This window comes from Frankia sp. BMG5.60, from assembly GCF_059428125.1.
Window position 1 is genome coordinate 6483458 of record NZ_CM182091.1, and the last position, 23539, is coordinate 6506996.

Sequence of the window (23539 nt, forward strand, 5' to 3'; positions counted from 1 at the left end):
AGATTTCCGGGCGCACCGGCTTGACCTTGACCCTGCGTCGGGGTTCCAGCATGGCGGCATGACCGCAACCAACTCCGCGATCGAGGTTTCCGGACTCACCAAGTCCTACGGCGACCACACCGTGCTGGACGGCGTCGACCTGACCGTCCCGGAGGGCACCGTCTACGCCCTGCTCGGACCCAACGGCGCCGGCAAGACGACCGTCGTCAACATCCTCTCCACCTTGCTGACACCCGGTGACGGCGAGATTCGCGTCGCCGGCTTCGACGTACGACGCGAGCCCGCCGGGGTGCGCGCCGCGATCGGTGTCACCGGGCAGTTCTCGGCGATCGACGAGCTGCTCACCGGTCGTGAGAACCTGCGGCTGATGGCCGATCTGGCGCACCTGGAGCGGGCGACCGCGACCACCGCGGTGACCGTGATGCTGGAGCGCTTCGACCTCGTCGACGCGGCCGACCGGCGGGCGCAGACCTACTCGGGCGGCATGAAGCGACGGCTGGATCTGGCGATGACGCTCATCGCCCGGCCCCGGTTGATCTTCCTCGACGAGCCGACGGCCGGCCTCGACCCGCGCAGCCGTCGCGACCTGTGGGCGATCGTGCGCGAGCAGGTCACCGACGGCGTGACCGTGCTGCTGACGACGCAGTACCTCGAGGAGGCCGACGAGCTGGCCGACCGGATCGGGGTCCTCGACCGTGGCCGTCTGGTCGCCGAGGGGACGGCTGCCCAGCTGAAGAGACGGGTGCCCGGCTGGCACGTGTCGGTGCAGTTCACCGACGCCGCGGGGCTGGCCGCGGCAGCGGCGGCGCACCCGGCGGCCACCACCGACGCCGAGGCACTCACCCTGCAGGTACCGGGCGACGGCAGCATCGCCGGGCTGCGCCGCGTGCTCGACGGCCTCGACGACGACGGCGTCGCCGGCCTGACGGTCTCCTCCGCCGACCTCGACGACGTGTTCCTCGCGCTCACCGGCCGCGCGGCCGAGGCGCCCGCATCCGAGGCGTCCGCATCCGAGGAGGTCCCCGCATGAGCACCACCTACACCGTCCGTGACTCGGCGACGATGCTGCGGCGCAACCTGCTGCACATCCGCCGCTACCCCTCGTTGTCGATCATTCTGATCGCCCAGCCGATCCTGTTCCTGCTGCTGTTCGTGTACGTGTTCGGCGGAACTCTGGGCGCCGGCCTGCCGGGCCAGGCGGGCGGCGGAGACCGCAGGGACTATCTCGTCTTCATCACGCCGGGCATCCTGTTCATGACCGTCGCCAGCGTCGCGCTCGGCACCGCGATCTCGACCGCGACCGACATGACCACCGGGATCATCGCCCGGTTCCGCACCATGGACATCGCCCGGGTGTCGGTGCTCACCGGCCACGTGCTGGGCGCCGTCCTCAGGACCGGCTTCGCCGTGGTGATCGTGACGGCGTTCGCGTTCCTGCTCGGGTTCCGCTCCGAGGCCGGTCCGCTCGGCTGGCTCGGTGTGATCGGGCTGCTGATCCTCATCGCGTTCTCGCTCACCTGGCTGACCGTCGGCATGGGCCTGGCGGCGGACAGCGTCGAGACGGCCAGTAACACCCCGCTGTTCCTGGTGATCCTGCCGTTCGTCAGCAGCGCCTTCGTGCCGACCGACGCGATGCCGACCGGGCTGCGCCAGTTCGCGGAGTACCAGCCGTTCACCCCGATGATCAACACCCTCCGCGCACTCGTCACGGGCGCTTCGACGGACTCCGACCTGTGGCTCGCGATCGGCTGGTGCGTCGGAATCGCGCTGCTCGGCTACCTCTGGTCGCGCCGGCTGTTCCTCCGCGTGCCCGCGAAATAGGAGACTGGCGCGGTGCTCACGATCAGCCAGCTCGCGTCGTACGCCGGCGTCACCGTGCGCGCGGTGCGGCATTACCACGCCAAGGGTCTCCTGCCGGAGCCGGAGCGCGACCACTCCGGCTACCGGCGCTACGGCGCCCCCGCTGTCGTCGAGCTCGTCAGGATCCGGACGCTCGCCGACGCCGGCGTGCCGCTCGCGCGCGTCCGCGAGCTGTTGGCCGCGGGCGAGGAGGAGTTCGCCGCCGCCGTCGCCGACATCGACCGGCGCCTGCGCGCGGAGATCAGGCAGCGGCAGCGGCACCGCGAACGGATCGCGCAGCTCGCGGCCGGGGACAGTCTGGCCCTGCCGCCGGAGGCGGTGGCGTACCTCGACCGGCTGCGCGAGCTCGGACTGCCGGACCTGATGATCGAGGGGGAGCGGGACGCCTGGATCCTGGTGGCCGCCCAACACCCGGAGCACATGCCGTTCTACATGAAGACGAAGCAGCAGCAGCTCGACAACCCGGCGGCGGTCGAACTCTACTGGGATCTGGTCGCAATGATCGACTGGGAGGTGGACGACCCGCGGCTGACGGCTTTGGCCGACAGGTTGGTCGCCTCTCTCGAGGCCGCCGAAGCCGAGGGATGGGATAGCCACGACCAGGAGATGACCGACGAGCTCGCGGAGCTCCTCGACTCGGTCTTCCTCGACTCGGTGCCGGTCGCCCGCCGGCTCCTGGAACGGCTCGAGGAGCGCGGCTGGCGCGGCTGGACCAAGCTCGAGCGGATCTGTCCGACATAGCGCCGCCTCGGCTGACCGACTGACCCGGTCGGCGACCCCCGACGAACTCTTGCGGTTATTCCACGACGACCGGTTCGGGCCGCGGGGTCCGCGGCTGGGCGTGGGCAGGGCCGTTCGCCGTGGGGGCAGTGGGGCGGCCGGGGAGGAAGAGGCTGGCGACGAAGCCGCCGGCGGTCAGCGCGATGATCCACCAGTACGTGACGCCGAACGCCTCGGCGACCTGGTCTGCGACCGGGCCGGGAAGCTTCGCCCCCGCCGATTCGGTGAGGGCGCCGTCGGCACCACCGGTGCCCGGCAGCCGGCTGGCGAGGGCGTGCTGCAGCTCGACGGCGACGAGTGCGGTGGCCAGCGATCCGCCGACCCGCTGCAGGATGTTCAGGGTCGTGGTCGCGCGCGGCACCGTCGCCGGCCCGATCGTCGCGTAGGCGGCGGTCATCGCGGGCATCATCGCCGCCCCGAAGCCCAGACCGCGGACGAACAGGGACAGGGCCAGCAGCACCTCGTTGGTGTGCGCGTCGACCTGGGTGAACGGGAGCGTGCCGAGCAGGGCGAGCGCCATGCCGAGCGGGACGACCGACCGGGCGCCGCGGCGGTCGACGACCCGTCCCGCGATCGTCATCGCAATCATGGCGCCCAGTCCCTGTGGTGCCATGAGCAGTCCGGCGTCACTGGCGCTCTGCCCGCGTGCGACCTGGTAGTACAGCGGCAACAGGAACATCGCGCCGAACAGCATCCCGCCGATCGCGAAGGTCGTGAGGCTCGCGATGCTGAACGTCCGGTCACGGAAGAGCCGCATGTCGAGCAGGGCGCCGTTGCGGCGCAGGGCGTACCCGACGAAGCCGGCCAGCAGCACCATGCCGAGGGCGATGCTGACCTGCACCTTCGCGGCCCCGAAGCCGCCGCCGTTGCCTGCCTCGGACAGGCCGTAGACGAGCGCCGCCAGCCCCGGCGAGATCAGCGCCAGGCCGGGCAGGTCAAGGCGGTGGTGCGCCGAGCCGCGGTCGTCGCGGGGCAGCACGCGCCAGGACAGGAACAGGGCGAGCACGCCGATCGGTACGTTCACGTAGAAGATCCATCGCCAGCTGAGATGGTCGACGATCAGACCCCCGATGACCGGGCCGAGCACCGGCGCGATGAGCGTCGGGACGCCGATGATGCTCATGACCCGGCCCATCCGCTGCGGGCCCGCGGCCTGGGCGAGCACGGTCATGCAGATCGGCATGATCATGCCGCCGCCGAGGCCCTGCAGGATCCGGAAAGCGATCAACGTCTCCGCCGACCAGGCGACACCGCACAGGGCGCTGCCGGCGACGAACAGCGTCAGGGAGATGTTCCACATCCTCGTCGCACCGAACCGCTCGACCGACCAGCCGGCCAGTGGGATCACGACGGCCAGTGCGAGCAGATAACCGGTGGTCACCCAGGAGATGGTCGACAGCGACGTGTGGAACTCGCCGCCAAGCGCGTGGATGGCGACCGAGACGATCGTCGTGTCGAGGATCACCATGATCGCGCCGAGCATCACCGTGGCGGACAGCCGGATCAGCGCCGGGTCGAGCTTGTCGTCCGACGCGGGCCCGGGATCGGGGGCGGCGGTTGCGGGCGGCGGGGCCGCGTGGGGTTGGTCAGGCATGTTGGTCTCCATGGGGAAGGCGGCGGCGAGTTTCATTGAGTGGTGTCAAATATATAGTGGCAACCACGATATGTTGGCGCCGGCCTACCGCTACGATTGAGGCATGATCGAGGACGCTCGGGAGGCTGCCGGAGCGGCGATCGCCCAGGGCGCGGCCACGCGCGAGGCGCTGGCTGGTGGGGCGACGGACGGTGAGGCGACGGCCCGGGAAGCGTGGCGCGCCATCCTGGCGCTGATGTTCAGCGGCGAGGCGCCCGGCCGGATGCACGCGGTCTGCCAGGCGTTCGATATCACGCCCGCCGCCTTCAAGATCATGATGGTGTTGTCGAGTGCCCCGCGTCCGATGCGCGAGCTCGTCGAGACTTTTCGCTATGACCCGAGTTATCTGACCGGCGTCGTCGACCTGCTGGAGCGCCGCGGCATCGCCCGGCGAGAGCCGCACCCGACCGATCGGCGGGCCAAGACGGTCGCGATGACCGAGGAGGGCCGACGCGTTCTCGCCCACGCCCAGGAGGCGCTGTCCGTTCCCCCGGCGTCGGTCCTGATGCTCTCGCCGGACGAGCAGAAGCAGCTTCTACGCCTGCTGGTGCGCGTCGTCGACGCGGAGCCCACCATCCCCGCGGCGATGCGCCCGCGCCCCGTCACATCCCCGTCCGACTGATCGGCAGCCGTCCGGTTCGGTGTGAATAGGGGGCCCAGCGGAAGTGCAGGAGCTCTGACTGGACGGGGGACCTGGCGCCCAGGGATCGGGCGTGTACGCGGAGCCGGTGTCGCGTCGCCACTGCATCCACCGCTGAATGTTGGCCAGAGGGGTGAAGCCGCTCGCGGTGTAGTGGGCATGCGCGTCGTCCGTCACCACCAACGGCTGCCAGGGTGGATGGGCCGAATCATTCGGCGAGCTGATCACGGCATTCATTGTCCGCCGTCGAACGCACGCCCCTTGGACAGCTCCGGAGTCAGTGGTTGGACGCGGGGCTTCGCCGGGAACGTGGGTTCGCCGACGACACGGTCGATTCCGTCGCCGCGTCGGCCGGGATGGCGCTGTGGTCGGCGTCGGCGTCGGCGTCGGCGTGGCGGCGGCGGTAGTTGGCGGAGGCGGTGCGCTCGCCGCAGCGCTTCATCGAGCACCAGCGCCTGGCGCCGGAGGGCGAGCGGTCGTAGAAGGCGAGGCCGCAGCCCTCGCAGGAGCGCAGGCGGCTCGGCTCGCTCGTGGTCAACAGGTGGACCGCGTCGCGCGCGAGAACGGACAGCACGCCGGCCAGGTCGGGCTGTGGGACCTCGACCCGCCCCCACGCATCCCCGCGGAGGAAGAACGTCGGCGTCGGCGGCGTGGCACAGGTGTTGAGGTGCCCGGCGTCCTCGGGACTGGGGCCGGCGCCGGCGAGCCGGGCCTGGACGAGGCGGTCCACCGCGGCGCGCAGTGCCTGGATCCGGTCCAGGTCACGCGACGTGAGCCCGGCCGCGGGGGTCGGCAGGTCGAAGGTGTCGAGCCACGCCGCCGTGTCGTCCGCCGTCTCGAGCAGGTCCGGGCCGCCCGGCGTGCGGGTGGCGACGAGATCGAGACAGAGGCTGCCGGTGTCGACCGGCCTGAGACGGGCGTTGGTGCGCATCGGGGCGGGCTCGGCCGCAACGGAGGTGGACACGTGACTCCTTGGACTGCGGGACCCTGGAGGTCGTCAAGGGATGATGTCATGAGACGGGAGGCCCGGACGGCGGAACTGCGGGTTCTTTCTGATCAAAATCATTACAACATGGGTTGACATCGCCGCCTCGGCCGGCTTTGATCGGTCCCGTGGCGATCGAGGAACCGAGGACAGGCGTGCCGCGCCTTCGCGTGCTCATGCCGCTCGTCACCTGCCGTGAGGTCGACCTCATGCGCACCGGTAGCGCCCGCTGTCGCTGAGGGGCAGGGGGCCGGTCGGTGCCCCCGAGCGCGCGTGCTCCAGCCACGACCCATACGTCATCTTCGCGGGGCCGATCCTGGGTCGTCCGCGACACCATCCCTGACGACCCCGAGTAGTCCCCCCGAGCGGTCCGCCGCGAGCGGCTGCCCGCCCGAGCGGTAACCCCCCGAGCAGTACCTCCACAGTCCGCCCGGCGCCCCACAGGCGTGGCGCCGGGTTCGGACACGTCCTCCTGATGCGCGTCGCCGGGCACCCAGACCCGGCTGGGCGGTCGGGACGAGGACGCCAACACCGACATCGACGTCGACATCGGCGACGGGGCTTCGCACCCGTCGCCCGGACCAACGCGCCCGTCGTGCGACGACCCGCCGGTTGCAGCCACGGCGGCACCCGAACGATCCCCCGATCGGAGAGAAATGATCAGAACGAGGAAGAGGCGCCTCGGTGTCCTCACCGCACTGGTGACGGCCGGCGCACTTCTGGCCGGATGCTCGACCAGCGCGGCCGCCGGCGGGGGGAGCGGCTCGGACACGGTCCACTGGGGGACCAAGCAGGTCCAGGCCGCCTGGGATCCGGTCGTCACCGGATCGACCGGAGCGACGAACTACCTCACGCCCATCTACGAGTCGCTGTTCACGCTGAACGAGAAGCGTGAGGTGAAACCGGCCCTCGCCGAGGGCTACTCGTACAACCAGGCCGGCGACCAGATCACCATCCGGCTGAAGCCCAAGCTGACCTTCCAGGACGGGACGCCGGTCAACGCCGAGGCCGTCAAGTTCAACATCGACCGGATCAAGACACAGCAGAACTCGGCCCTCAAGGGGTCGTACAACAACGTGAAGTCGGCGACCGTGATCGACGACCTCACGGTGCGGCTCGACCTCGGCCAGCAGGACTACCAGATCCCCCGCCTGCTCTCCGTGCGCGGCGGCATGCTGCCCAGCAAGGCGGCCGCGCAGGCGGACCCCGGCAAGCTCAACCAGACGGCTCCGGTCGGCGCCGGTCCGTACAAGGTCGTGGAGATCGTCCCCGAATCGAAGATCGTCTTGGAGAAGTGGGACGGCTACTGGGACGCGGCGAACATCCACGTCAAGCGGATCGAGATCGACTTCGGCATCGACGCGAGCACGCTCGTGCCGGGCCTGCAGTCCGGCGTGTACAACTTCGCCCAGATCGACGGGTCGCAGATCCAACAGGCGCGCAGCGCGGGATTCGACATCCTGGCGGGGGTCAACCGCCAGTGGGGGTCGACCTTCCTGAGCCTCAACATCAACAAGGCGCCGTTCACCGACCCGAAGGTCGTCGAGGCGATCCGTTACGCCGTCAACCCCGCCGAGTTCTCCACCAAGCTCGGGTTCGGTGAGGGCGAGCCGAACCACCAGCCCTTCCCCAAGGGGCACCCGGCCTACGTCGATGCGCTGGAATCCGAGCACCCCTACAACCCCGCCCGGGCCCGGGAGATCCTGGCGAAGGCCGGCTACGCGGACGGTGCCATCTCCTTCGAGATCGCCGGCGTCGCCAACAACTTCGACCAGGTCGCGGAGGTCCTCCAGGGGCAGCTCAAGGCGGTCGGCATCAGGACGACGATCAAGCTGGCCGACTTCGCCAACTGGGGCAAGGGGTACTACGGCAAGACCCTCGCCGCGTCGATCTTCGGCTACGTCGGCCGCGACTCCCACGTCCAGGCGCTGACCGAGCACTACGACACCGGGGGCGTGCTCAACCTGAGCTCTCCCTACACGTCCGCGCCCTTCCAGCAGGCGCTCAAGGCGGTCCGGGCCACGCCCATCGACTCGCCGGACTACGGGCCCCGCCTGCAGGCCGCCGCCAAGGCCGGCTACGAGAACGGCTCCACGGTGTCGCTCTACACCTACGCCTCCGCCATCGCGAAGAAGAAGTCGCTCTCCGACCTGCCCGCGATCGACGGCTTCCTGAGCTGGAAGGGCGTCACGTTCACGCACGGCGACTGAGAAACGGCGCAGGCGGGGTCCGTGAGGACGGGGCCCCGCCTGCCCGATCGACCTCACCCACCCGACCGACCCCTCCCACCCGACCGGACCCCTCCCACCCGACCGGACCCCTCCCACCCGATCGACCTCGCCCACCCGACCGGACCCCTCCCACCTGACCGACCCGACCGACCAGCGAGTAGCCCGCACGACGAAAGATCAACGGGAGTAGAAGCCAGTGTCCGCACCACCGCCCGCGCTCACCGCGCCGCCGCCTGCCGCCCGTCGTGGCGTGGTCGCTCACCGGATCGGCCGGGCGGTCACCTCGACCGCCCGGCTGCTCGCGATCCTCGTCCCGGTGTTCCTGCTCGGCACCTTCCTCACCTATCTTCTCGGGCATCTCAGCGGGCGCAGCCCGGCCTACCTGCAGCTCGGCGACGCGGCCTCCCCGCAGGCAGTGGCGGCCATCGAGCACAAGTGGGGCCTCGACCGCCCCTTCCTCGTGCAGTACGGGGACTGGCTCGGCTCGGTCCTGCACGGCGACCTGGGGACGAGCTGGTACAACGGGCTCAGCGTGGCCCACGCGCTCGGCCAGCGGGCCGCGATCACTCTCTCGGCCGCCGGGGTCGCGCTCGTCATCGGCGTCGTGTTCGGGTTCGCACTCGGTGCGCTCGCCGCCCACTTCCACACCCGCTGGCCCGACCGGGCGATCACGACCTTCACCACGGTCATCTCGGTGCTGCCGCCGTTCATCGTGGGGATCGGGCTGGCGGCGGTGTTCGCGGTCGGCCTGCAGATTCTGCCGGCCGCCGGCTACGTGCCGATCCAGGCCGGGTTGGGCCCGTGGCTGAGCCATCTCATCCTCCCCGCGATCGCGCTCAGCTTCGACACGGCCGCCGACGTGGCCCGGCAGTTGCGCAACGGCCTGGTGTCGGCCTACCGCGGGAACTACGTCACCGGCGCGATCGTGCGTGGCCTCGGCCCGCGCCGGATCTTCTTCGTGCACGTGCTGCGCAACGGCGTCGCGCCGGCGGTGGCGGTCCTCGGCCTGAAGTTCCCCAACCTGCTGGGCGGCGCGGTGATCATCGAGGCGATCTTCGGGCTCTCCGGGTACGGCGTGTACGCCAGCCAGGCCGCGGTCCGCGGCGACGTGCCGGCCGTCCAGGGCGTGCTCGTCGTCTCGGTCGTCCTCGTCGTGGTGTTCAACCTGCTCGTCAACATCGTGCTCAACCGCGTCACCCCCGACGCCAACCGGGGGGTCTGACCGTGCTCAGAACCGTGTTGCGGCTCACGACCGCGCGGGTCGCCCTCGCGCTGCTCGCGATCATCGCCCTCGTGACCGTGCTGGGCCCCGTCCTGGCGCCCTACGACCCGCTCAAGGGCGGCGACCAGACGCTCGCGGGGCCCTCGGCCAAGCACTGGCTGGGCACCGACTACATCGGCCGCGACGTGCTCAGTCGCATCCTCGCCGGCGCGCCGCTGAGCATCCTCAGCGCGCTGGAGGTCGCCGGGATCGCCCTGGTGCTCGGCACGATCCCCGGCATCTTGTCGGTCTATCTCGGCTCGGTGTTCGAGTGGCTGAGCCTGCGGGTCGTCGACACGTTCATCGCACTGCCGTTCCTCGTCTTCGCGGTCGCCATGACGGCGCTGCTCGGCAACGGGATCACCCAGGCCATGATCGTCGTCGGCATGCTCATCGCGCCCGTGTTCTACCGGGTGAGCCGGGCGGCGACGATGTCCGTCGCCCGGTCGCAGTACGTGGAGGCGGCCGCCATCGCGGGGGCATCGACGAGCTGGATCGTCCGCAGTCACGTGTGGTCCAAGGTGCTGCCGTCGATCGCCGTCACCCTCGCCAACACCCTCGGCGTCGGGCTGGTGGTGATCTCGAGCCTGACGTTCCTCGGAATCGGGATCCAACCGCCCACCCCGACCTGGGGCGGGATCCTCGCCTCCGACCTGGGCTACCTCGCCCAGAAGCCGTACGCGCCGATCTTCCCGACCCTGCTCATCCTCGCCGCCGTCCTGGCCTGCAACCTCCTCGCCGACGCCATCCGGGACGCCGCGGGCGAGACCGGCCGCGCCCTGACCGGCGCGAAGACCGCCAGGTCCAACCGGACCCGGCGGCTCGCCGCCCTGGCAGACCTGGCGGACCCGGCAGATCCGTCCCGGCCATGACTGAGGAGCAGCAGATGACGCCGAGCGCGCCCGCCCGTGCCGCCCGTGCCGCCCGCGCTGACCGTGCCGATCGCGACGCGGTGCTCACGCTGACCGACGTGCGGATCCACAACGACGCCGCCGACGAGGAGCTGGTGCACGGGGTGAGCCTGCGGCTGAGGCGCGGCGGGGTCGTCGGCATCGTCGGGGAGTCCGGCAGCGGGAAGTCGCTGACCTGCAAGGCCGTGCTCGGCGTCCTGCCGGAGCACCTCGAGGTCTCGGGCGGATCGATCGAGCTGCTCGGCTGCGACGTCGGGGGCCTGTCCCCGCAGGAGTGGACGGCCCTGCGCGGCACCTCGATCAGCGCCGTCTTCCAGGACCCGGCGTCGTACCTCAACCCGTCGATCCGGGTCGGCAAGCAGGTCCAGGAGGTGCTGCGGGTCAAGCAGGGGCTGCGCCGGGCCGACGCGAAGCAGCGGGCCGTCGAGCTGCTCGACGCCGTCCACCTGCGCGATCCCGAGTACGTCTACGAGCAGTACGTGCACGAACTGTCCGGCGGCATGCTGCAGCGCGTCCTCATCGCCATCGCGATCTCCCTCGAACCCGAGGTGCTCATCGCGGACGAGGTGACGACCGCGCTCGACACCACGGTGCAGGCCGGCATCCTCGACCTGCTCGTCGAGCTGAAGGACCGCATCGGGCTGTCGCTCGTCGTCGTCTCGCACGATCTCGCCGTCGTGGCCCAGCTCTGCGACGAGGTGCTCGTCATGCGCGAGGGGCACGTCGTCGAGCAGGGCCCCACGGCCGCGATCCTGCACGCCCCGCAGCACGAGTACACGCGCCTGCTGGTCGCCGAGCACGAGCAGTATGGCCTGAGCGCCTCCGCCGCCGGTCCGCGCCCGCCGGAGCCGGTGGCGGCGTCGGCGTCGGTGCCGGTGGCGGCGTCGGTGTCGGTGCCGGCGCCCAGGAGTTCGAGCGTGCCCGAGTCGACGGAGCCGGTCCTGCGGGTCGACGGGCTCGGCGTCCACTTCGGCCGCGGGCGCGGGCGCAAACAGGCGCTCGAGGACGCCTCCCTGGTGATCCGCCCGGGCGAGACCGTCGGCGTCATCGGCGAGTCCGGGGCGGGCAAGTCCACCCTCGCGCGCGCGGTGCTCGGCCTGGTGCGGGCCACGGCCGGTTCCGTGCACGTCGGCGGGCGGGACGTCACGGACCTGTCGGGGCGGGAGCGGCGGGCGTTCGGCCGCGACGGCGTCGTCCAGTACGTGTTCCAGGATCCGCTGCGCAGCCTCGATCCGGAGCACACCGTCGCCGCGTCCGTCTCGGAACCGCTGCGCATCCGGGGCGGGCTCGACCGGGCGGCGATCGACGACGCCGTCCGCCGCCAGTTCCGCGCCGTCCGGCTCGACGAGTCGCTGCTGGACCGGTTCCCCGGCGAGCTCTCCGGCGGGCAGCGCCAGCGGGTGGCGATCGCCCGGGCGCTCATCGGCGAGCCGCGCCTGCTGATCCTGGACGAGCCGGTGAGCGCGCTGGACTCGGCCAACCGCGTCGCGATCCTCGAGCTGCTGCGCGAGCTGCGCTCCACCCTCGACGTCGCGATGCTGTTCATCTCCCACGATCTCGGCTCGGTCGCGGGGATCTCCGACCGGACGATCGTGCTCTACCGCAGCCGGATCGTCGAGGCCGGCGACACCGCGCGCATCGTCAGCGCGCCGTCGCATCCCTACACCCGGCTGCTCGTGGAGTCGGCGCCGACCCTCACCTCCCGACCGGCCGACCGAGAGCAGCGCGAACGGCTGCGGGCCGGCCTCGCCGTCTCCTGACGTCGACGCCCCCTGACGCGGACGCCCCCTGACGCCGACGACCACCTGCTTCCGACGACCTCCCGCTCCCGACGACCGCAAGGAATACTCGTGACTCGACAGGTGCGACTGTGCCTGAACCTGCAGGCGACCGGCCGCCACGACGCGGCCTGGAAGACCCTGCCGCCGACGTCGGACTGGATCGCCGGCATCGACTACTACACCGAGATCGCGCGGCTCGCCGAGCGGGCCCGCTTCGATGCGATCTTCATCGCCGACCGCCTCGGCTCGCTCGACGCCGCCTCCTACCGCCGGCCGTGGCGCGGGACGGATCCGACCGTCCTGCTCGCGGCGCTGGCGCGCGAGACCGAGCACATCGGCCTGGTGTCGACCAACCCGGCGATCCACGGCAACCCGTTCCTGCTCGCCCGCTCGATCGCGACCCTCGACCACGTCAGCAGGGGACGCGCCGGCTGGAACATCATCACCAGCCAGGAGGACGTCACCCGCGCCGCGCTCGGTGTCGAGGAGGTCCTCGATCCGCAGACGCGCTACCGCAAGGCCGAGGAGTTCATCTCCACCGTCGACGCGCTGTGGGCCTCGCTGCCCGAGGACGCCGTGGTCGCCGACGCCGCGGCCGACGTCTACATCGACGCGCGGCGCACCCGGCCGGCGGATGTCACCGGCGAGTTCTACCGGACGTCCGGGGTGCTCCCGCTGCCCGGGGGCTACCGGGGCCGCCGCCCGGTGCTCTTCCAGGCCGGGGCGTCGAGGCAGAGCAAGGAGCTGGGCGCCCGCTGGGCGGGCGCGCTGTTCACCTCGCAGCGGCTGCCGGAGCTGTCGCGGGAGTTCTCGGCCGAGGTCAAGGGGCTCGCGGCGGCGAACGGCCGCAATCCCGACGATCTGCTCGTCCTGCCGGGGCTGTTCACCGTCCTCGGGGCGACCGAGGCCGCGGCCCGCGAGCGCAAGCGGGAGCTCGACGAACTGCTCGCCGTCGGGCCGCTCGTGGAGCTCCTCACCGCGCAGCTCGAGTTCGACGTCTCCGGGCTCGACCTCGACGCACAGCTCCCCTACGCCGAGCTGGCGGCGCGTGCCGCCGCGCCGGCGGTGACCGCGCGTCGCGACCAGCTCGTCGCCGAGGCGCGGCGCCGCGGGCTGACCATCCGCCAGTTGCTGTTCCACAACCTCTCCGGCGGCCAGCGGCTGATCGTGGGCACCCCCGAGCAGGTCGCCGACGACATCGTGGAATGGGTCGACACGCGGGCGTCGGACGGCTTCGTCATCAACATCGACGTCCAGCCCGCGGGCTTCGTCGAGTTCATCGAGGGCGTGGTGACGCAGCTGCAGGACCGCGGCCGCTTCCGGCGCGAGTACGCCCACGACACCCTGCGGGACAACCTCGGGGTTTCCGGCGCACGGCCCGGCGGCGCGGCGGCGGGGGAGTCCAGCGGTCCGGTCCGCGACGGGGGACGGCGGTAGTAATGCCTGTCAGCAATGAGATCAACATGGTCGTGAACTGGAGGTCCTGACGGTGACCGTGGACGTGACATCGAATCCGGTGACATCGCATCCGCAGCGCGGCCTGTCGCTGTTCCTGACGATTCCCGCGGACGGCGAGCCCGCCCGCACGTACAACCAGTCGCTCGAGGTCATCCGCCTCGCGGAGGAGCTCGGCTACGAGACGGCATGGGCCGCGGAGGCGCACTTCACCCTCATCGGTCTCCCGTCCGCGCTCACCTTCCTCGCGGCGGCGTCGCAGACCACGACGACGATCAGGCTGGGAACCGCGGTGGTCCCGCTGACCTTCGACAACCCGATCCGGTTGGCCGAGACGGCGGCGCTGGTCGACGCCCTGAGCGGCGAGCGGCTGGAGTTCGGCGTCGGCAAGGGCAACGGCGGGGGTTTCTCCACCGTCGCCTTCGAGGCCTTCAACCTGTCCGAGGACGACCGGGAGTCGCTGTACGCCCACGCGCTCGCCGATCTGCGCCGGGCCCTCGCCGGCACGATCGCCGCCGGCGACAAGGAGGTGAAGCTGTACCCGCCGCCGGCCGGGCTGCTGCCGCGGCTGTGGCAGGCGACCGGGAACTCGCGGACGGCGGCCGAGATCGGGCGCGCCGGTGACCGGCTGCTCCTGCACCGCCTCGTCCCGTCCGGGGACGCCGGCCAGGTCCAGGCGGGTCTCATCAACGACTACCTCGACGCCCACACCGGTGAGCGCAGCCCGCGGATCGGCATCTCCCGCGTCCTGCTCCCGGCGGCGTCCAAGCGCGACGCGATCGCCCTGCTCGACTCCGAGCTGCGCCGCAACCCTGGCCAGTACGTCACCCCGGGCGGCCCGCCGGCCACGGCCGAGGAGTTCCTGGCCAGGTCGAACGTGAAGTACGGCGCCCCGGACGACATCGTCGAGCAGCTCCAGCAGGACGCCGCGTTCACGCGGTCGACCGACTACCTGTTCAGCGTCCCGCTGCCGCAGTCCTCCCCCCAGTTCCGCGACGGACTTCGGCTGATCGCGCAGGAGATCTTCCCGCGCCTCCCGGCGTACGACCGGGCAGCGACGGCGTGACCGTCAACGACGTCAACGCGCATGGCCCATCGAAGGTGAGGAACCGACCATGACCTCTGCAACCGAGACCGTGACCGAGACGTCGGCTGCAACCGAGACGTCGGCTCTGACCGACCCGGCGTCGGGGAGCGCGGCCGCCGTCGCGGCCGCGCGAGCCGAATGGGACGCGTGGCGGGAGGAGGCCGAGCAGCAGCGGCGCGAGCCATACGGCTTCCTCGCCTACAGCGCGCTGCACTTCCTCGACGAGGAGCCCGGCCGCGTCGAGGGTTTCCCGGGACGGTGGGCCACGGGCGAGCAGGGGCCGGTCGTCGACCTCGACGCCGGGGAGTCCCTCACCGTCGACGGCGCGACCGTGACCGGGCGCCATGTGTTCGGCCCCGTCCGCGAGCGGGAGTTCCGGCGGGCGGCGTCGTTCGGCGACGTCGTCGTCGAGCTGTCCCGCCGCGGCGGGCACGACCTGCTCCGCTCGCTCGATCCCCGGCACCTGCTGCGCGAGACCTACGTCCGGACGCCGGCGTTCGACTACGACCCCGCCTGGGTGATCCCGGCCGAGTTCGAGCCGTTCCCCGCCCCGCGCCCGGTCGAGGTCGCCGCGGCGGTCGACGGCATCGTGCACACCCACGAGGCCGTCGGTGAAGCCGTCTTCGCGCTCGACGGTACCGAGTGGCGGCTGATCCTCCTACGCGCGGAGCATCTCCCAGGCGCCGGCCTCATCCTGTTCACCGACGCGACGAGCGGCGTCACCACCTACCGCGCCAGCCGCCGGCTGACCACGCCCCTGCCCGTCCCGGGCAGCACGCAGATCGTGCTCGACTTCAACCGCGCGGGAAACCTGCAGTGCGCCTACACCCCGTACGCTCCCTGCCCGCTCGCCCCGCCGCAGAACCGCCTCCCGATCCCGATCGAGGCAGGCGAGCAGATCCCCACCTTCCGCCCCGAGCCCGCCGAGACCGAGGAACGCGCTGTGTCCCGATGACCGGCAGGTGCTCCTTGTACGGGACGCCCGGGGCGTAGCGCGGCCGCTGGTCCTCCCACCGGAACCGCGGAACCGCGGAGGACGGTCACGCCAGCGCGGCCGCCTTGCGTAGGAGGACCGCTCGTTCGCGGTCGTTGCGGCACAGCCGGGCGGCGAGCTCCAGCTCGGATCGGGCCTCCGTCGTCCGGCCGAGCCGGCCGAGCAGCTCGCCGCACGCTCGGGAGCAGGTGCGACCCGGCCAGGCGGTCGGTGGAGACGAGGTCGTCGACGATGGCCAGGGCCTGCTGCGGTCCCTGCGCCATCGCGACGGCGACGGCCCGGTTGAGTTCGACGACGGGGGACGGAGCCACCTGGCCGAGTGCTTCGTAGAGGAGCACGATCTGCTCCCAGTCGGTCTCCGGGACCGACGGTGCTGACGCGTGGCAGCCGGCGATCGCCGCCTGCAGGCCGTACGGTCCGAGGCCGGCGGCCCCGAGCGCCGCGGCCCGCTCGAGGGCGGCCAGGCCGCGGCGGATCGCCGAGCGGTCCCAGCGGCGCCGGTCCTGATCCGCCAGGAGGACGGCCTCGCCGTCGGGACCGGTGCGGGCGGGGAAGCGGGCGGCGGTGAGTTCGCACAGGGCGAGCAGCCCGTGCACCTCCGGTTCGACGGGCATCAGTGCGGCCAGCGTCCGGGCCAGCCGGATGGCCTCGTAGGCGAGGTCGGGGCGCAGCAGGCTGTCCCCGGTGGTCGCCGTCGAGCCCTCCGTGAAGATCACGTAGAGCACGCTCAGGACACCACCGAGCCGGCCGCGTCGTTCCTCGGCCGGCGGCAGGGCGAACGGCACCCTGGCCGCGCCGAGGGTCTTCTTCGCCCGGGTGATCCGCGCCTGGACCGTCGCGACGGGTACCAGGAACGCCCGGGCGATCTCCTCGCTCGTCAGCCCGCCGACCGCGCGCAGCGTCAACGCCACGCGGGCCTCGGGGGAGAGCACCGGATGGCAGGCGACGAACGTCAGCGCGAGGACGTCGTCGTCGATCCGGTCGGGATCCCACGGCAGGTCGTCCGACCGGTCCGCCGGTGGCACCGAGCCCGAGCCCGAGGCCGAGGCCGAGCACAGGCTCGAGCTGGTCTCGCCCTCGGCGAGCTGGCCGGCGAGCAGGGCGTAGCGCTCGTCGAGGGCCGACCGGCGGCGGAAACCGTCGATGGCGCGCCGCCGTGCGGTCGTGAGCAGCCAGCCCACCGGGTTCGCCGGCACGCCGTCACGCGACCAGGCGACGAGCGCCTGGGCCACCGCCTCCTGCGCGACATCCTCGGCGAGGTCGACGTCCCCGGTGTAGCGGGCCAGCGCGCCGACGATCCGGGCGGAGGACATCCGCCAGACGGCCTCGACGGCCCGCCGGGCCGACTCGTCACGCGGCGGACCATCGACGGCCGCGGGCATCAGAGCTGGCCGGTCCGCTCGCGCCACGCACGCTCCCTGATGATCCACTCGTTGTCCTGCGGGAACTCGTCGATGGTCGGCACCCGGCGGATCTCGCACTTCGCGCCGGCACTCGCCGGCAGGCGCCGGGCCCACTCGACCGCCTCCTCCTTCGAAGCGACGTCGATCAGGTAAAAGCCGCCGAACAGCTCCTTCGTCTCGCCGTAGGGGCCGTCGGTGACCACCGGAGTCTCGCCGCCGAAGTCGACCACCACGCCCTGGGCCGGATCGTCGAGGCCCTCGGCGGCGACGAGTACGCCGGCCCGGATCAGCTCCTCGTTGAAACGGCCCACGATCTCGAGCATCTCCTCGAAGGGCGTCGCCATCATCTTCGCCAGGGACTCGTCCGTGGCCCGCATGATCAGCATGTACTTCGCCATCGTTGACCTCCTCGAGCACGGGTCGCCTCCCGACCCTCTCACCATCAGGTCGAACGGCACAGCAGCCGATCGACACGGCGCCCGGACGAAAATTCGACGCCTGCTCTGCGGCCGGCATCGAGTCGGGGGCCGGCGTCGAGTCGGGGGCCGGTATCGAGTCGGGGGCCGGCGTCGAGTCGGGCCGGCATGACTGCCCGATCGGTCGCGGGGCCGCCGGCCGGGTCCGCGGTTCCGCGGAACCGCGGCGAGGCTCAGGTCAGGTCGGGTTGAGCCGGCCATCCACTGTGCCGGTGCCCGGGATGGCCGCCACCCCAGCCGGCCCGTGACGAACGCTTCGCTTCCGCGAGACCCCTTGTCGGGTGTCAGGTATGTCAGCCGAGCGGCTTGCTGTCACCGTCAGGGCTCCGGCCCCATCGGGATCTGTCCTGATTGGTCAGGAAGGCGCGGAGGTTGAACGCGGCGGTGGCAGTGGTGATGTCCGCGCGGGTGGTTCAGCCGAGGATGCGGGCGGTGCCGAGGCCACCGAGCATCCAGCCGCCGTCGGGCTGCGGCGCCACGTAGTACCCGCCCGCCACGGGCTCGGTCATGCAGTACCCGCGAGGTGGCCGAGATCGTACGCGGGCAGTCGCTGTGGGTAGGAAGATATGGGTCATGCACGGTGACGCGGATGTGGTTGGGCTGGAGCGGGTCGTCAAGTCCTATGGCGGTGGTCTGGCCGGGGTGACGGCGCTGCGGGGCGTCAGCATTGGCTTCAGGCGCGGTGCGTTCACCGCGGTGATGGGCCCCTCCGGTTCCGGTAAGAGCACGCTGCTGCAGTGTGCCGCCGGGCTGGACCGTCCCACCTCGGGGTCGGTGTGGCTGGCGGGACACGATCTCGCGCGGATGCCGGAGCCGGCGCTGACCGAACTGCGGCGCCGGGAGATGGGATTCGTCTTCCAGGCGTTCAACCTCGTCGAATCGTTGACGGCGCTGGAGAACATCACGCTGCCCTTCCGGCTGTCCGGAACCCGCGCCGACCGCGCCTGGGTGCGTGAGGTGGTGGCGCGCACCGGCCTGCAGGAGCGGGTACGGCACCGCCCAGCCGCGCTGTCCGGCGGGCAGCAGCAGCGGGTGGCCATCGCCCGGGCGCTGGTCACCCGTCCGGAGATCGTGTTCGCCGACGAGCCCACCGGGGCGCTGGACATCGAGTCCGGGCGGGGAGTGCTGAGCCTGCTGCGGGAGGCGGTCGACGACTACGGCCAGAGCGTGGTGATGGTCACCCACGACGCCGGCGCGGCCGAATACGCCGACGAGGTCGTGTTCCTCTCCGACGGTCGCATCGTGGACACCGTGCCCCACCCGTCGGCGGAGGCGGTGGCCCGGCGCCTGCTCGGGCTCGGGGGGTGACGGTGCTCTGGTTGGCGCTGCGGACCCTGCGGACGCGCAGGTCCGCCTTCCTCGGCTCGTTCATCGCGCTGGTGTGCACCTGTGCGCTGATCACCGCGTGTGGGCTGTTGTTCCAGTCCGCGCTCACCTCTCATCCGCCGACCGAGCGTTACCGGGACGTTCCCCTGGTGGTCGCGGGCAGGCAGTCACTGGCGTTCACCTACGGCTCGGGGGACGGGAAGAACACCGAGCACGTGGCCCTGCCGGAGCGGGTGCGCCCCGCGGCGGACCTCGCCGAGCGGCTGCGTGCCGTCCCCGGCGTGGGGCAGGTGGTCGCGGATGTCTCGCTGCCCGTCGGACTGGCCGCCGACGGAACCGAAGTCTCCACCCCCGACATCGTGCAGTTGCACGGCTGGGGCAGCGCTCGGCTCACCCCCTACCGGTTGACGAAGGGACGCGCACCGGCCAGCCCCGGGGAGGTGGTGGTCGACAGCCGCCTCGCCCGCTCCGCGCATCTCGCCCCCGGAAGCCGGGTGACCGTGGCCGCCACCGACCGGGTAGCAGGCGGTTACACCGTCGTCGGCGTCGCCGCTCCCCACAGCGCCGATCCGGGGCCCGCCGTCTTCGTCGCCGACGCCGAGGCGAACCGCCTCACCGCCGGCCTGGTGGACGTCCTCGGCGTCTATCCCGCCCCCGATGCCGACTCCGCAGCCGTGGCCAAGGCGGTCCGCCGGGCCGTGCGGGGCCTGCCGCTGTCGGTGCGCACCGGCGACGGCCGGGGCACCGCCGAGTTCCTCGACGTGGACAGCGCCCTGGAGAACGTCGTCGCGCTCAGCGCGACCTTCGGCGGCATCTCGATGGCGGTCGCACTGTTCGTCCTCGCCGGCACCCTGGCGTTGTCGGTGCAGCAGCGCCGGCGCGAACTGGCCCTGCTGCGGGCCGTCGGCGCCACCGGACGCCAGATCCGCCGCCTGGTCGGCGGGGAGACCCTGGTACTCGGCCTGCTCGCCTGCCTGCCCGGCCTGGTGGGCGGCGCCGCGCTGGCCTGGGTCCTGCGCGCCGTCCTGGTCGACCACGGGGTGGCGCCCGCGGCGATGCGCCTGGACGTCGGATGGATCCCGCTGCTCGTCGCCGCGGGCGCCACCGTGCTCACCGCGCAGCTCGCCGTCCTGGTAAGCGGGCTGCGCGCGGGTCGCCTGCGCCCGGCGCAGGCCCTGTCCGAAGCCTCCGCGCCGCCTGCCCGCCTCGGCTTCGGCCGGTTCCTGCTCGGGCTGCTGTGCGCGGCGGGCGGGATCGCGGTGGTCGCCACGACCCGTTTCCTCACCGGCGGCGTGCTCACCGCCATCGCCGCCGGAGCCGTCCTGCTCCACCTGTTCGCCGCCGGCCTGCTCGGACCGCTGGTGGCCCGCCTGGCCCTCGCCCTGCTCGGCCCCTTCATCCGCGGACTGTCCCGCACCTCCGGCTTCCTCGCCGTGGCCAACAGCAGGGCCCACACCCGCCGGGTCACCGCGGTGTTCACCCCTCTCGTGCTGTGCACCGCGCTGGGCGGAACACTGCTGTTTCTCCAGACCAGCCGCTCCCACGCCGGCGAGGTGCAGGGCCGCGACCGCGTCCTGGCCGACCAGGCGTTGACCACCCGGCAGGGACTGCCGGCCGGCTTCGTCGACACCGTCCGCGCCACCCCCGGCGTCACCGCGGCGGCCGGCCTCACCCCCACCACCGTCGTCACCGGCGGATCGGATGGCTACGCCGCCCAGGCCATCACCTTCGGCGGCGCCCCTGGCACCCCCGGTGGCACCTCCGGCCTGCTCGACCTTGACGTCACCGCCGGCTCACTGGCCGACCTGCGCGGCGACACCGTCGCCCTGAGCGCCGACCGGGCCCACGGCAAACACGTGGGCCGCACGGTCCGGCTGTGGCTCGGCGACGGCACCCGACGCGACCTGCGCCTGGTCGCCGTTTACCGGCGCAGCATCGGTTTCGGCGACTACCTGCTGCCATACGCGGTCGTCTCCACCCACACCACCAGCCCCCTGATCCAGACCGTCCTGGTCGACACCGCACCCGGGGCCCACCTCGACCGGCGGGCGCTGGCCGCCGCCCAGCCCGGGCTGCACGTCCGCGACCGTGCCGCCCTCGGGAGCGCCGCCCTCGGCAGCGCCGATCAGCAGCAGGAGGACCTCGGTGCCTGGACCAACTACCTCCTGGTCGCCCTGCTCCTCGCGTTCGCCGCGATCGCCGTCGTCAACACTCTGGCCATGGCCACCCTGGAACGCGGCCGGGAGTTCGCCACCCTGCGACTGACCGGCGCCACCCGCCACCAGGTGCTGCGCATGGTGCGCTGGGAGGCCGTCCTCATCACCGCCATCGCCCTCGTAGTCGGCGCCGCCATCATCGCCGTCACGCTGGTGCCCTTCAGCCGGGGCATCAGCGGGACCGGCACGCCGTACGTGCCACCGCAGTGGGCCGCCGTTCTGCTGGGCTCGGGCCTGCTCCTGGCCATGGCCGGCAGCCTGCTTCCCGCCCGCGCCGTCCTGCGCACCCCACCCGTCCAGACCGCGGGAACGGGACGGTGACGGCCGCCTGCCGGGCAAGGAGGCGCACCGGTGGCCCCGAGGATGGGTAGGCGGTTGCGGCGGTGGCTGCGCCGCCCCGCCGTCGCCGCCGCCTCCGACGGGTGGGGCGAGCAGGATCATCTGCCGGAACTCGCGACGACCGAGCGGGTCCTTGCCGCGGCCGGGGGAGCCGACCCGAGCGTCGGCCCGGCGGAGTTCGCGACCGCGCTGCTGATCGTGGCCCGCGACGGCGACCCGGCCCTGCGGGCGGCGGTCGTGACCGCGCTCGGCACGGCCGGGGCACCGTGGTGGTCGGCGGTGGACCAGGCGTTGCGGCAGCGGTGGTGGTGGGCGCCGATCTGGTCGCGGCGCCTCGCGGCGGACCTGGCCGACGGCGAGGTGGATGAGCTGCGGCTGGTCGTGGCCGGCTGCCACCATGACGGGCGGATCCGCGAGGCGGCGGTCGTCCGCCTGGCCGACCGCGAACACCCGGCCGCGGTCGCGGTGCTCGCGCTTCGTGCCTGCGACTGGGTGGCCGAGGTGCGGAGCCGGGCGCGGTCGGTCGTCGAGGGTTGGCCGTCGCCGCCGGGCGGGCCGGCGCTGAGCACGCTGGCGGAGCTGGCGTTCGCGCTGCGCGGACGGAGTGCGGGCGGCTGGTTGGCGCAGCGGGTCGACCAGGTGCTGCGGGACCTGCCGGCGCAGCGGCTGGACCCGCTGCTGTCGGCCCGGGACCGCGGAACGCGGCGGGCCGCATACCGCGCCGCGATCGCCGCCGGCCAGTTGAGCCTGGACCGGCTGACGACGGCGGCGATCAGGGAGGGTGACCTGCCGATCCGAACGATGTGCGCCCGGGCCGCGGTCCGGGCCGCGGCCGGTCCGGCGCACCTGCACGCGATGCTGGCCAGCCGCACCGCCCTGGTCCGGGCCGAGGCGCTGCAGGCGCTGATCGTGACCGGTGACCTCGACGTGACCGGTGACCTCGACGTGACCGGTGACCTCGACGTGACCGGTGACCTCGACGTGGCCGAGGCGGCGTTGGCCGATCGGCATCCGCTTGTGCGGGGCATCGCCCAGGCGACGGTGCGCCGGGCCGGTGCGGATCCGGCCGAGCACTACCGCCGGCTCGCCGCGCGGCAGGTGCCGGAGCTCGGGGTCGTCGCGGGGCTCGAGGTCACCGGGGAGCTCGGGGTCGTCGCGGGGCTCGGGGAGACCGGCGTGGCTGACGACGCCGACGTCGTCGCACGATGGCTGGCGCATCCACGGGCCCGCGTCCGGGCGGAGGCGATCCGCGCGCTGCGGCGCCTCGGGGTCACTCGGCCAGCCGAGCTGGTGCCGATGCTGCGGGACGAGTCGCCCGCGGTCGCCCGCCAGGCGGTGGCGTCTCTGCGGGGTCAGGTCGGCGCCGTCGCACCGGCCGTCCTGGCGGAGCTGCTCGACGCCGGCAACGCGCCGTCCCTGCGGCTGGCCGGTTACCGGCTGCTGATCGCCGGGGATGCCTGGCAGCGCCTGGCCACCAACCTGAGACTGCTCGGCGACGCCGACGAACGGCTGCGTGCCAGCTCGCGGGCCGACGTGACCGCGTGGCTGGTCAGGGACGCGGCCACGACGTTCCGCGCGCCGAGCCGCGAGCGCGCCGCCGAGCTCGCCGGCCTGATCGAAGCTGCCCGCCCGATCCTCGGCGATCATCGAGCCCAGGTGCTGCGGTTCCACGCCGGTCTAGGAGATGCAAGGGGATAGGAGACGCCGGGGGATAGGCGGCGCCGGGGGACGGAGAGGCGCCAGGGGACGGAGAGGCGCCGGGGATGGAGCTAACCGTCGGCTCGAGCCCGCTCCGCCGCCGATGGACGGGTTGACCGGAGAACCGCCTCCAGGAGCCCGGGGAACATCTGCTCGAGGTCGGCACGCAGAGACACGAAGCAGCGCGTGCCCTCGGGTCGACTGAAGACGATGCCGGCATCGCGCAGGGTCTTCATGTGGTGGCTCAGCGTCGACTGCCCGACCGGCACGACGAAATCCGGCTGGAGATGCTCCTGCCCGTCGCTGAGCACCTTCACGATCTCGAGCCGGATCGGGTCCCCCAGCGCCGACAGCACACCGGGCAGGTTGATCTGGTCGGCGGGGGGATGCACGACGCGACGCATCCGCCGATGCTACGCTCACCTATCATCGACGATTATCGATGATTCGACCATCGATGAAG

General features: G+C 72.3%; 18 protein-coding genes and 1 pseudogene. 14 read left to right on the forward strand and 5 right to left on the reverse strand.

All coding sequences use genetic code 11. The features are described 5' to 3' along the window. Positions 1-58: 58 nt before the first annotated feature. The 3 genes from AC5R91_RS26555 to AC5R91_RS26565 are packed head-to-tail and all read left to right on the forward strand — an operon-like array spanning position 59 to position 2601. Positions 59-1030, forward strand: coding sequence for an ABC transporter ATP-binding protein (locus AC5R91_RS26555; protein WP_495394011.1), 972 nt, complete (start codon positions 59-61; stop codon positions 1028-1030). Beyond that, complete coding sequence (locus AC5R91_RS26560) at positions 1027-1821, forward strand: ABC transporter permease (protein WP_495394012.1); 795 nt, start codon at positions 1027-1029, stop codon at positions 1819-1821. Before AC5R91_RS26555 ends, AC5R91_RS26560 begins: the two co-directional genes overlap by 4 nt. A 12-nt stretch (positions 1822-1833) precedes the next feature. Continuing rightward, positions 1834-2601: a MerR family transcriptional regulator gene (locus AC5R91_RS26565; RefSeq protein WP_495394013.1), complete on the forward strand. Its 768-nt coding sequence runs from the start codon at positions 1834-1836 to the stop codon at positions 2599-2601. Between the two features lie 55 nt (positions 2602-2656). Here the strand turns inward: AC5R91_RS26565 and AC5R91_RS26570 are convergent, their stop codons facing one another. Continuing rightward, positions 2657-4234, reverse strand: a complete 1578-nt coding sequence (locus AC5R91_RS26570) for an MDR family MFS transporter (RefSeq protein WP_495394014.1) — start codon at positions 4232-4234, stop codon at positions 2657-2659. A gap of 103 nt (positions 4235-4337) precedes the next feature. Between AC5R91_RS26570 and AC5R91_RS26575 the strand changes: the two genes are divergently transcribed. Then, complete coding sequence (locus AC5R91_RS26575; protein ID WP_495394015.1) at positions 4338-4895, forward strand: MarR family winged helix-turn-helix transcriptional regulator; 558 nt, start codon at positions 4338-4340, stop codon at positions 4893-4895. Positions 4896-5190: 295 nt separating this feature from the next. On the opposite strand, the gene AC5R91_RS26580 is transcribed toward AC5R91_RS26575, so the two are convergent. Next, complete coding sequence (locus AC5R91_RS26580; protein ID WP_495394016.1) at positions 5191-5877, reverse strand: CGNR zinc finger domain-containing protein; 687 nt, start codon at positions 5875-5877, stop codon at positions 5191-5193. Positions 5878-6554: 677 nt separating this feature from the next. Between AC5R91_RS26580 and AC5R91_RS26585 the strand changes: the two genes are divergently transcribed. The 7 genes from AC5R91_RS26585 to AC5R91_RS26615 all read left to right on the forward strand — a co-directional run bounded on the left by AC5R91_RS26585 (position 6555) and on the right by AC5R91_RS26615 (position 15579). Then, positions 6555-8108, forward strand: coding sequence for an ABC transporter substrate-binding protein (locus AC5R91_RS26585; protein WP_495394017.1), 1554 nt, complete (start codon positions 6555-6557; stop codon positions 8106-8108). Positions 8109-8325: 217 nt separating this feature from the next. Beyond that, positions 8326-9351 carry an ABC transporter permease gene (locus tag AC5R91_RS26590; RefSeq protein ID WP_495394018.1) on the forward strand — a complete coding sequence of 342 codons (1026 nt, stop codon included), beginning with the start codon at positions 8326-8328 and terminating at the stop codon, positions 9349-9351. Between the two features lie 2 nt (positions 9352-9353). Beyond that, the gene (locus tag AC5R91_RS26595; protein WP_495394019.1) at positions 9354-10262 is read left to right on the forward strand and encodes an ABC transporter permease; all 909 of its coding nucleotides are present in this window, start codon (positions 9354-9356) and stop codon (positions 10260-10262) included. A 14-nt stretch (positions 10263-10276) separates the two neighbouring features. Further along, entirely contained in the window at positions 10277-12061 is a 1785-nt protein-coding gene (nikE, locus tag AC5R91_RS26600) for a nickel ABC transporter ATP-binding protein NikE (protein WP_495394020.1), read from the forward strand. Between the two features lie 90 nt (positions 12062-12151). Continuing rightward, positions 12152-13519, forward strand: coding sequence for an NtaA/DmoA family FMN-dependent monooxygenase (locus AC5R91_RS26605; RefSeq protein WP_495394021.1), 1368 nt, complete (start codon positions 12152-12154; stop codon positions 13517-13519). Positions 13520-13571: 52 nt separating this feature from the next. Continuing rightward, a complete protein-coding gene (locus AC5R91_RS26610; protein WP_495394022.1) occupies positions 13572-14603 on the forward strand; it encodes an LLM class flavin-dependent oxidoreductase in 1032 nt (343 codons plus the stop codon). A gap of 49 nt (positions 14604-14652) precedes the next feature. Beyond that, the gene (locus AC5R91_RS26615; RefSeq protein WP_495394023.1) at positions 14653-15579 is read left to right on the forward strand and encodes a DUF1684 domain-containing protein; all 927 of its coding nucleotides are present in this window, start codon (positions 14653-14655) and stop codon (positions 15577-15579) included. Positions 15580-15664: 85 nt separating this feature from the next. On the opposite strand, the pseudogene AC5R91_RS26620 reads toward AC5R91_RS26615, so the two are convergent. Both AC5R91_RS26620 and AC5R91_RS26625 read right to left on the reverse strand, forming a co-directional pair. After that, a pseudogene (locus AC5R91_RS26620) lies at positions 15665-17000 on the reverse strand (RNA polymerase sigma factor). Beyond that, a complete protein-coding gene (locus AC5R91_RS26625) occupies positions 17000-17419 on the reverse strand; it encodes a YciI family protein (protein ID WP_495394024.1) in 420 nt (139 codons plus the stop codon). The pseudogene AC5R91_RS26620 and the gene AC5R91_RS26625 overlap by 1 nt, the downstream one beginning before the upstream one ends. 651 nt (positions 17420-18070) lie before the next feature. On the opposite strand from AC5R91_RS26625, the gene AC5R91_RS26630 reads away from it, so the two are divergent. The 3 genes from AC5R91_RS26630 to AC5R91_RS26640 are packed head-to-tail and all read left to right on the forward strand — an operon-like array spanning position 18071 to position 23076. After that, a complete protein-coding gene (locus tag AC5R91_RS26630) occupies positions 18071-18805 on the forward strand; it encodes an ABC transporter ATP-binding protein (protein ID WP_495394025.1) in 735 nt (244 codons plus the stop codon). 11 nt (positions 18806-18816) lie between these two features. Continuing rightward, positions 18817-21360: an FtsX-like permease family protein gene (locus tag AC5R91_RS26635; RefSeq protein ID WP_495394026.1), complete on the forward strand. Its 2544-nt coding sequence runs from the start codon at positions 18817-18819 to the stop codon at positions 21358-21360. A gap of 30 nt (positions 21361-21390) precedes the next feature. Further along, entirely contained in the window at positions 21391-23076 is a 1686-nt protein-coding gene (locus AC5R91_RS26640) for a hypothetical protein (RefSeq protein ID WP_495394027.1), read from the forward strand. Positions 23077-23147: 71 nt separating this feature from the next. Here AC5R91_RS26640 and AC5R91_RS26645 read toward each other — a convergent pair whose 3' ends face one another. Further along, on the reverse strand, positions 23148-23480 hold the full coding sequence (locus AC5R91_RS26645) for an ArsR/SmtB family transcription factor (RefSeq protein ID WP_495394028.1): 333 nt from the start codon (positions 23478-23480) through the stop codon (positions 23148-23150). Between the last annotated feature and the right edge of the window lie 59 nt (positions 23481-23539).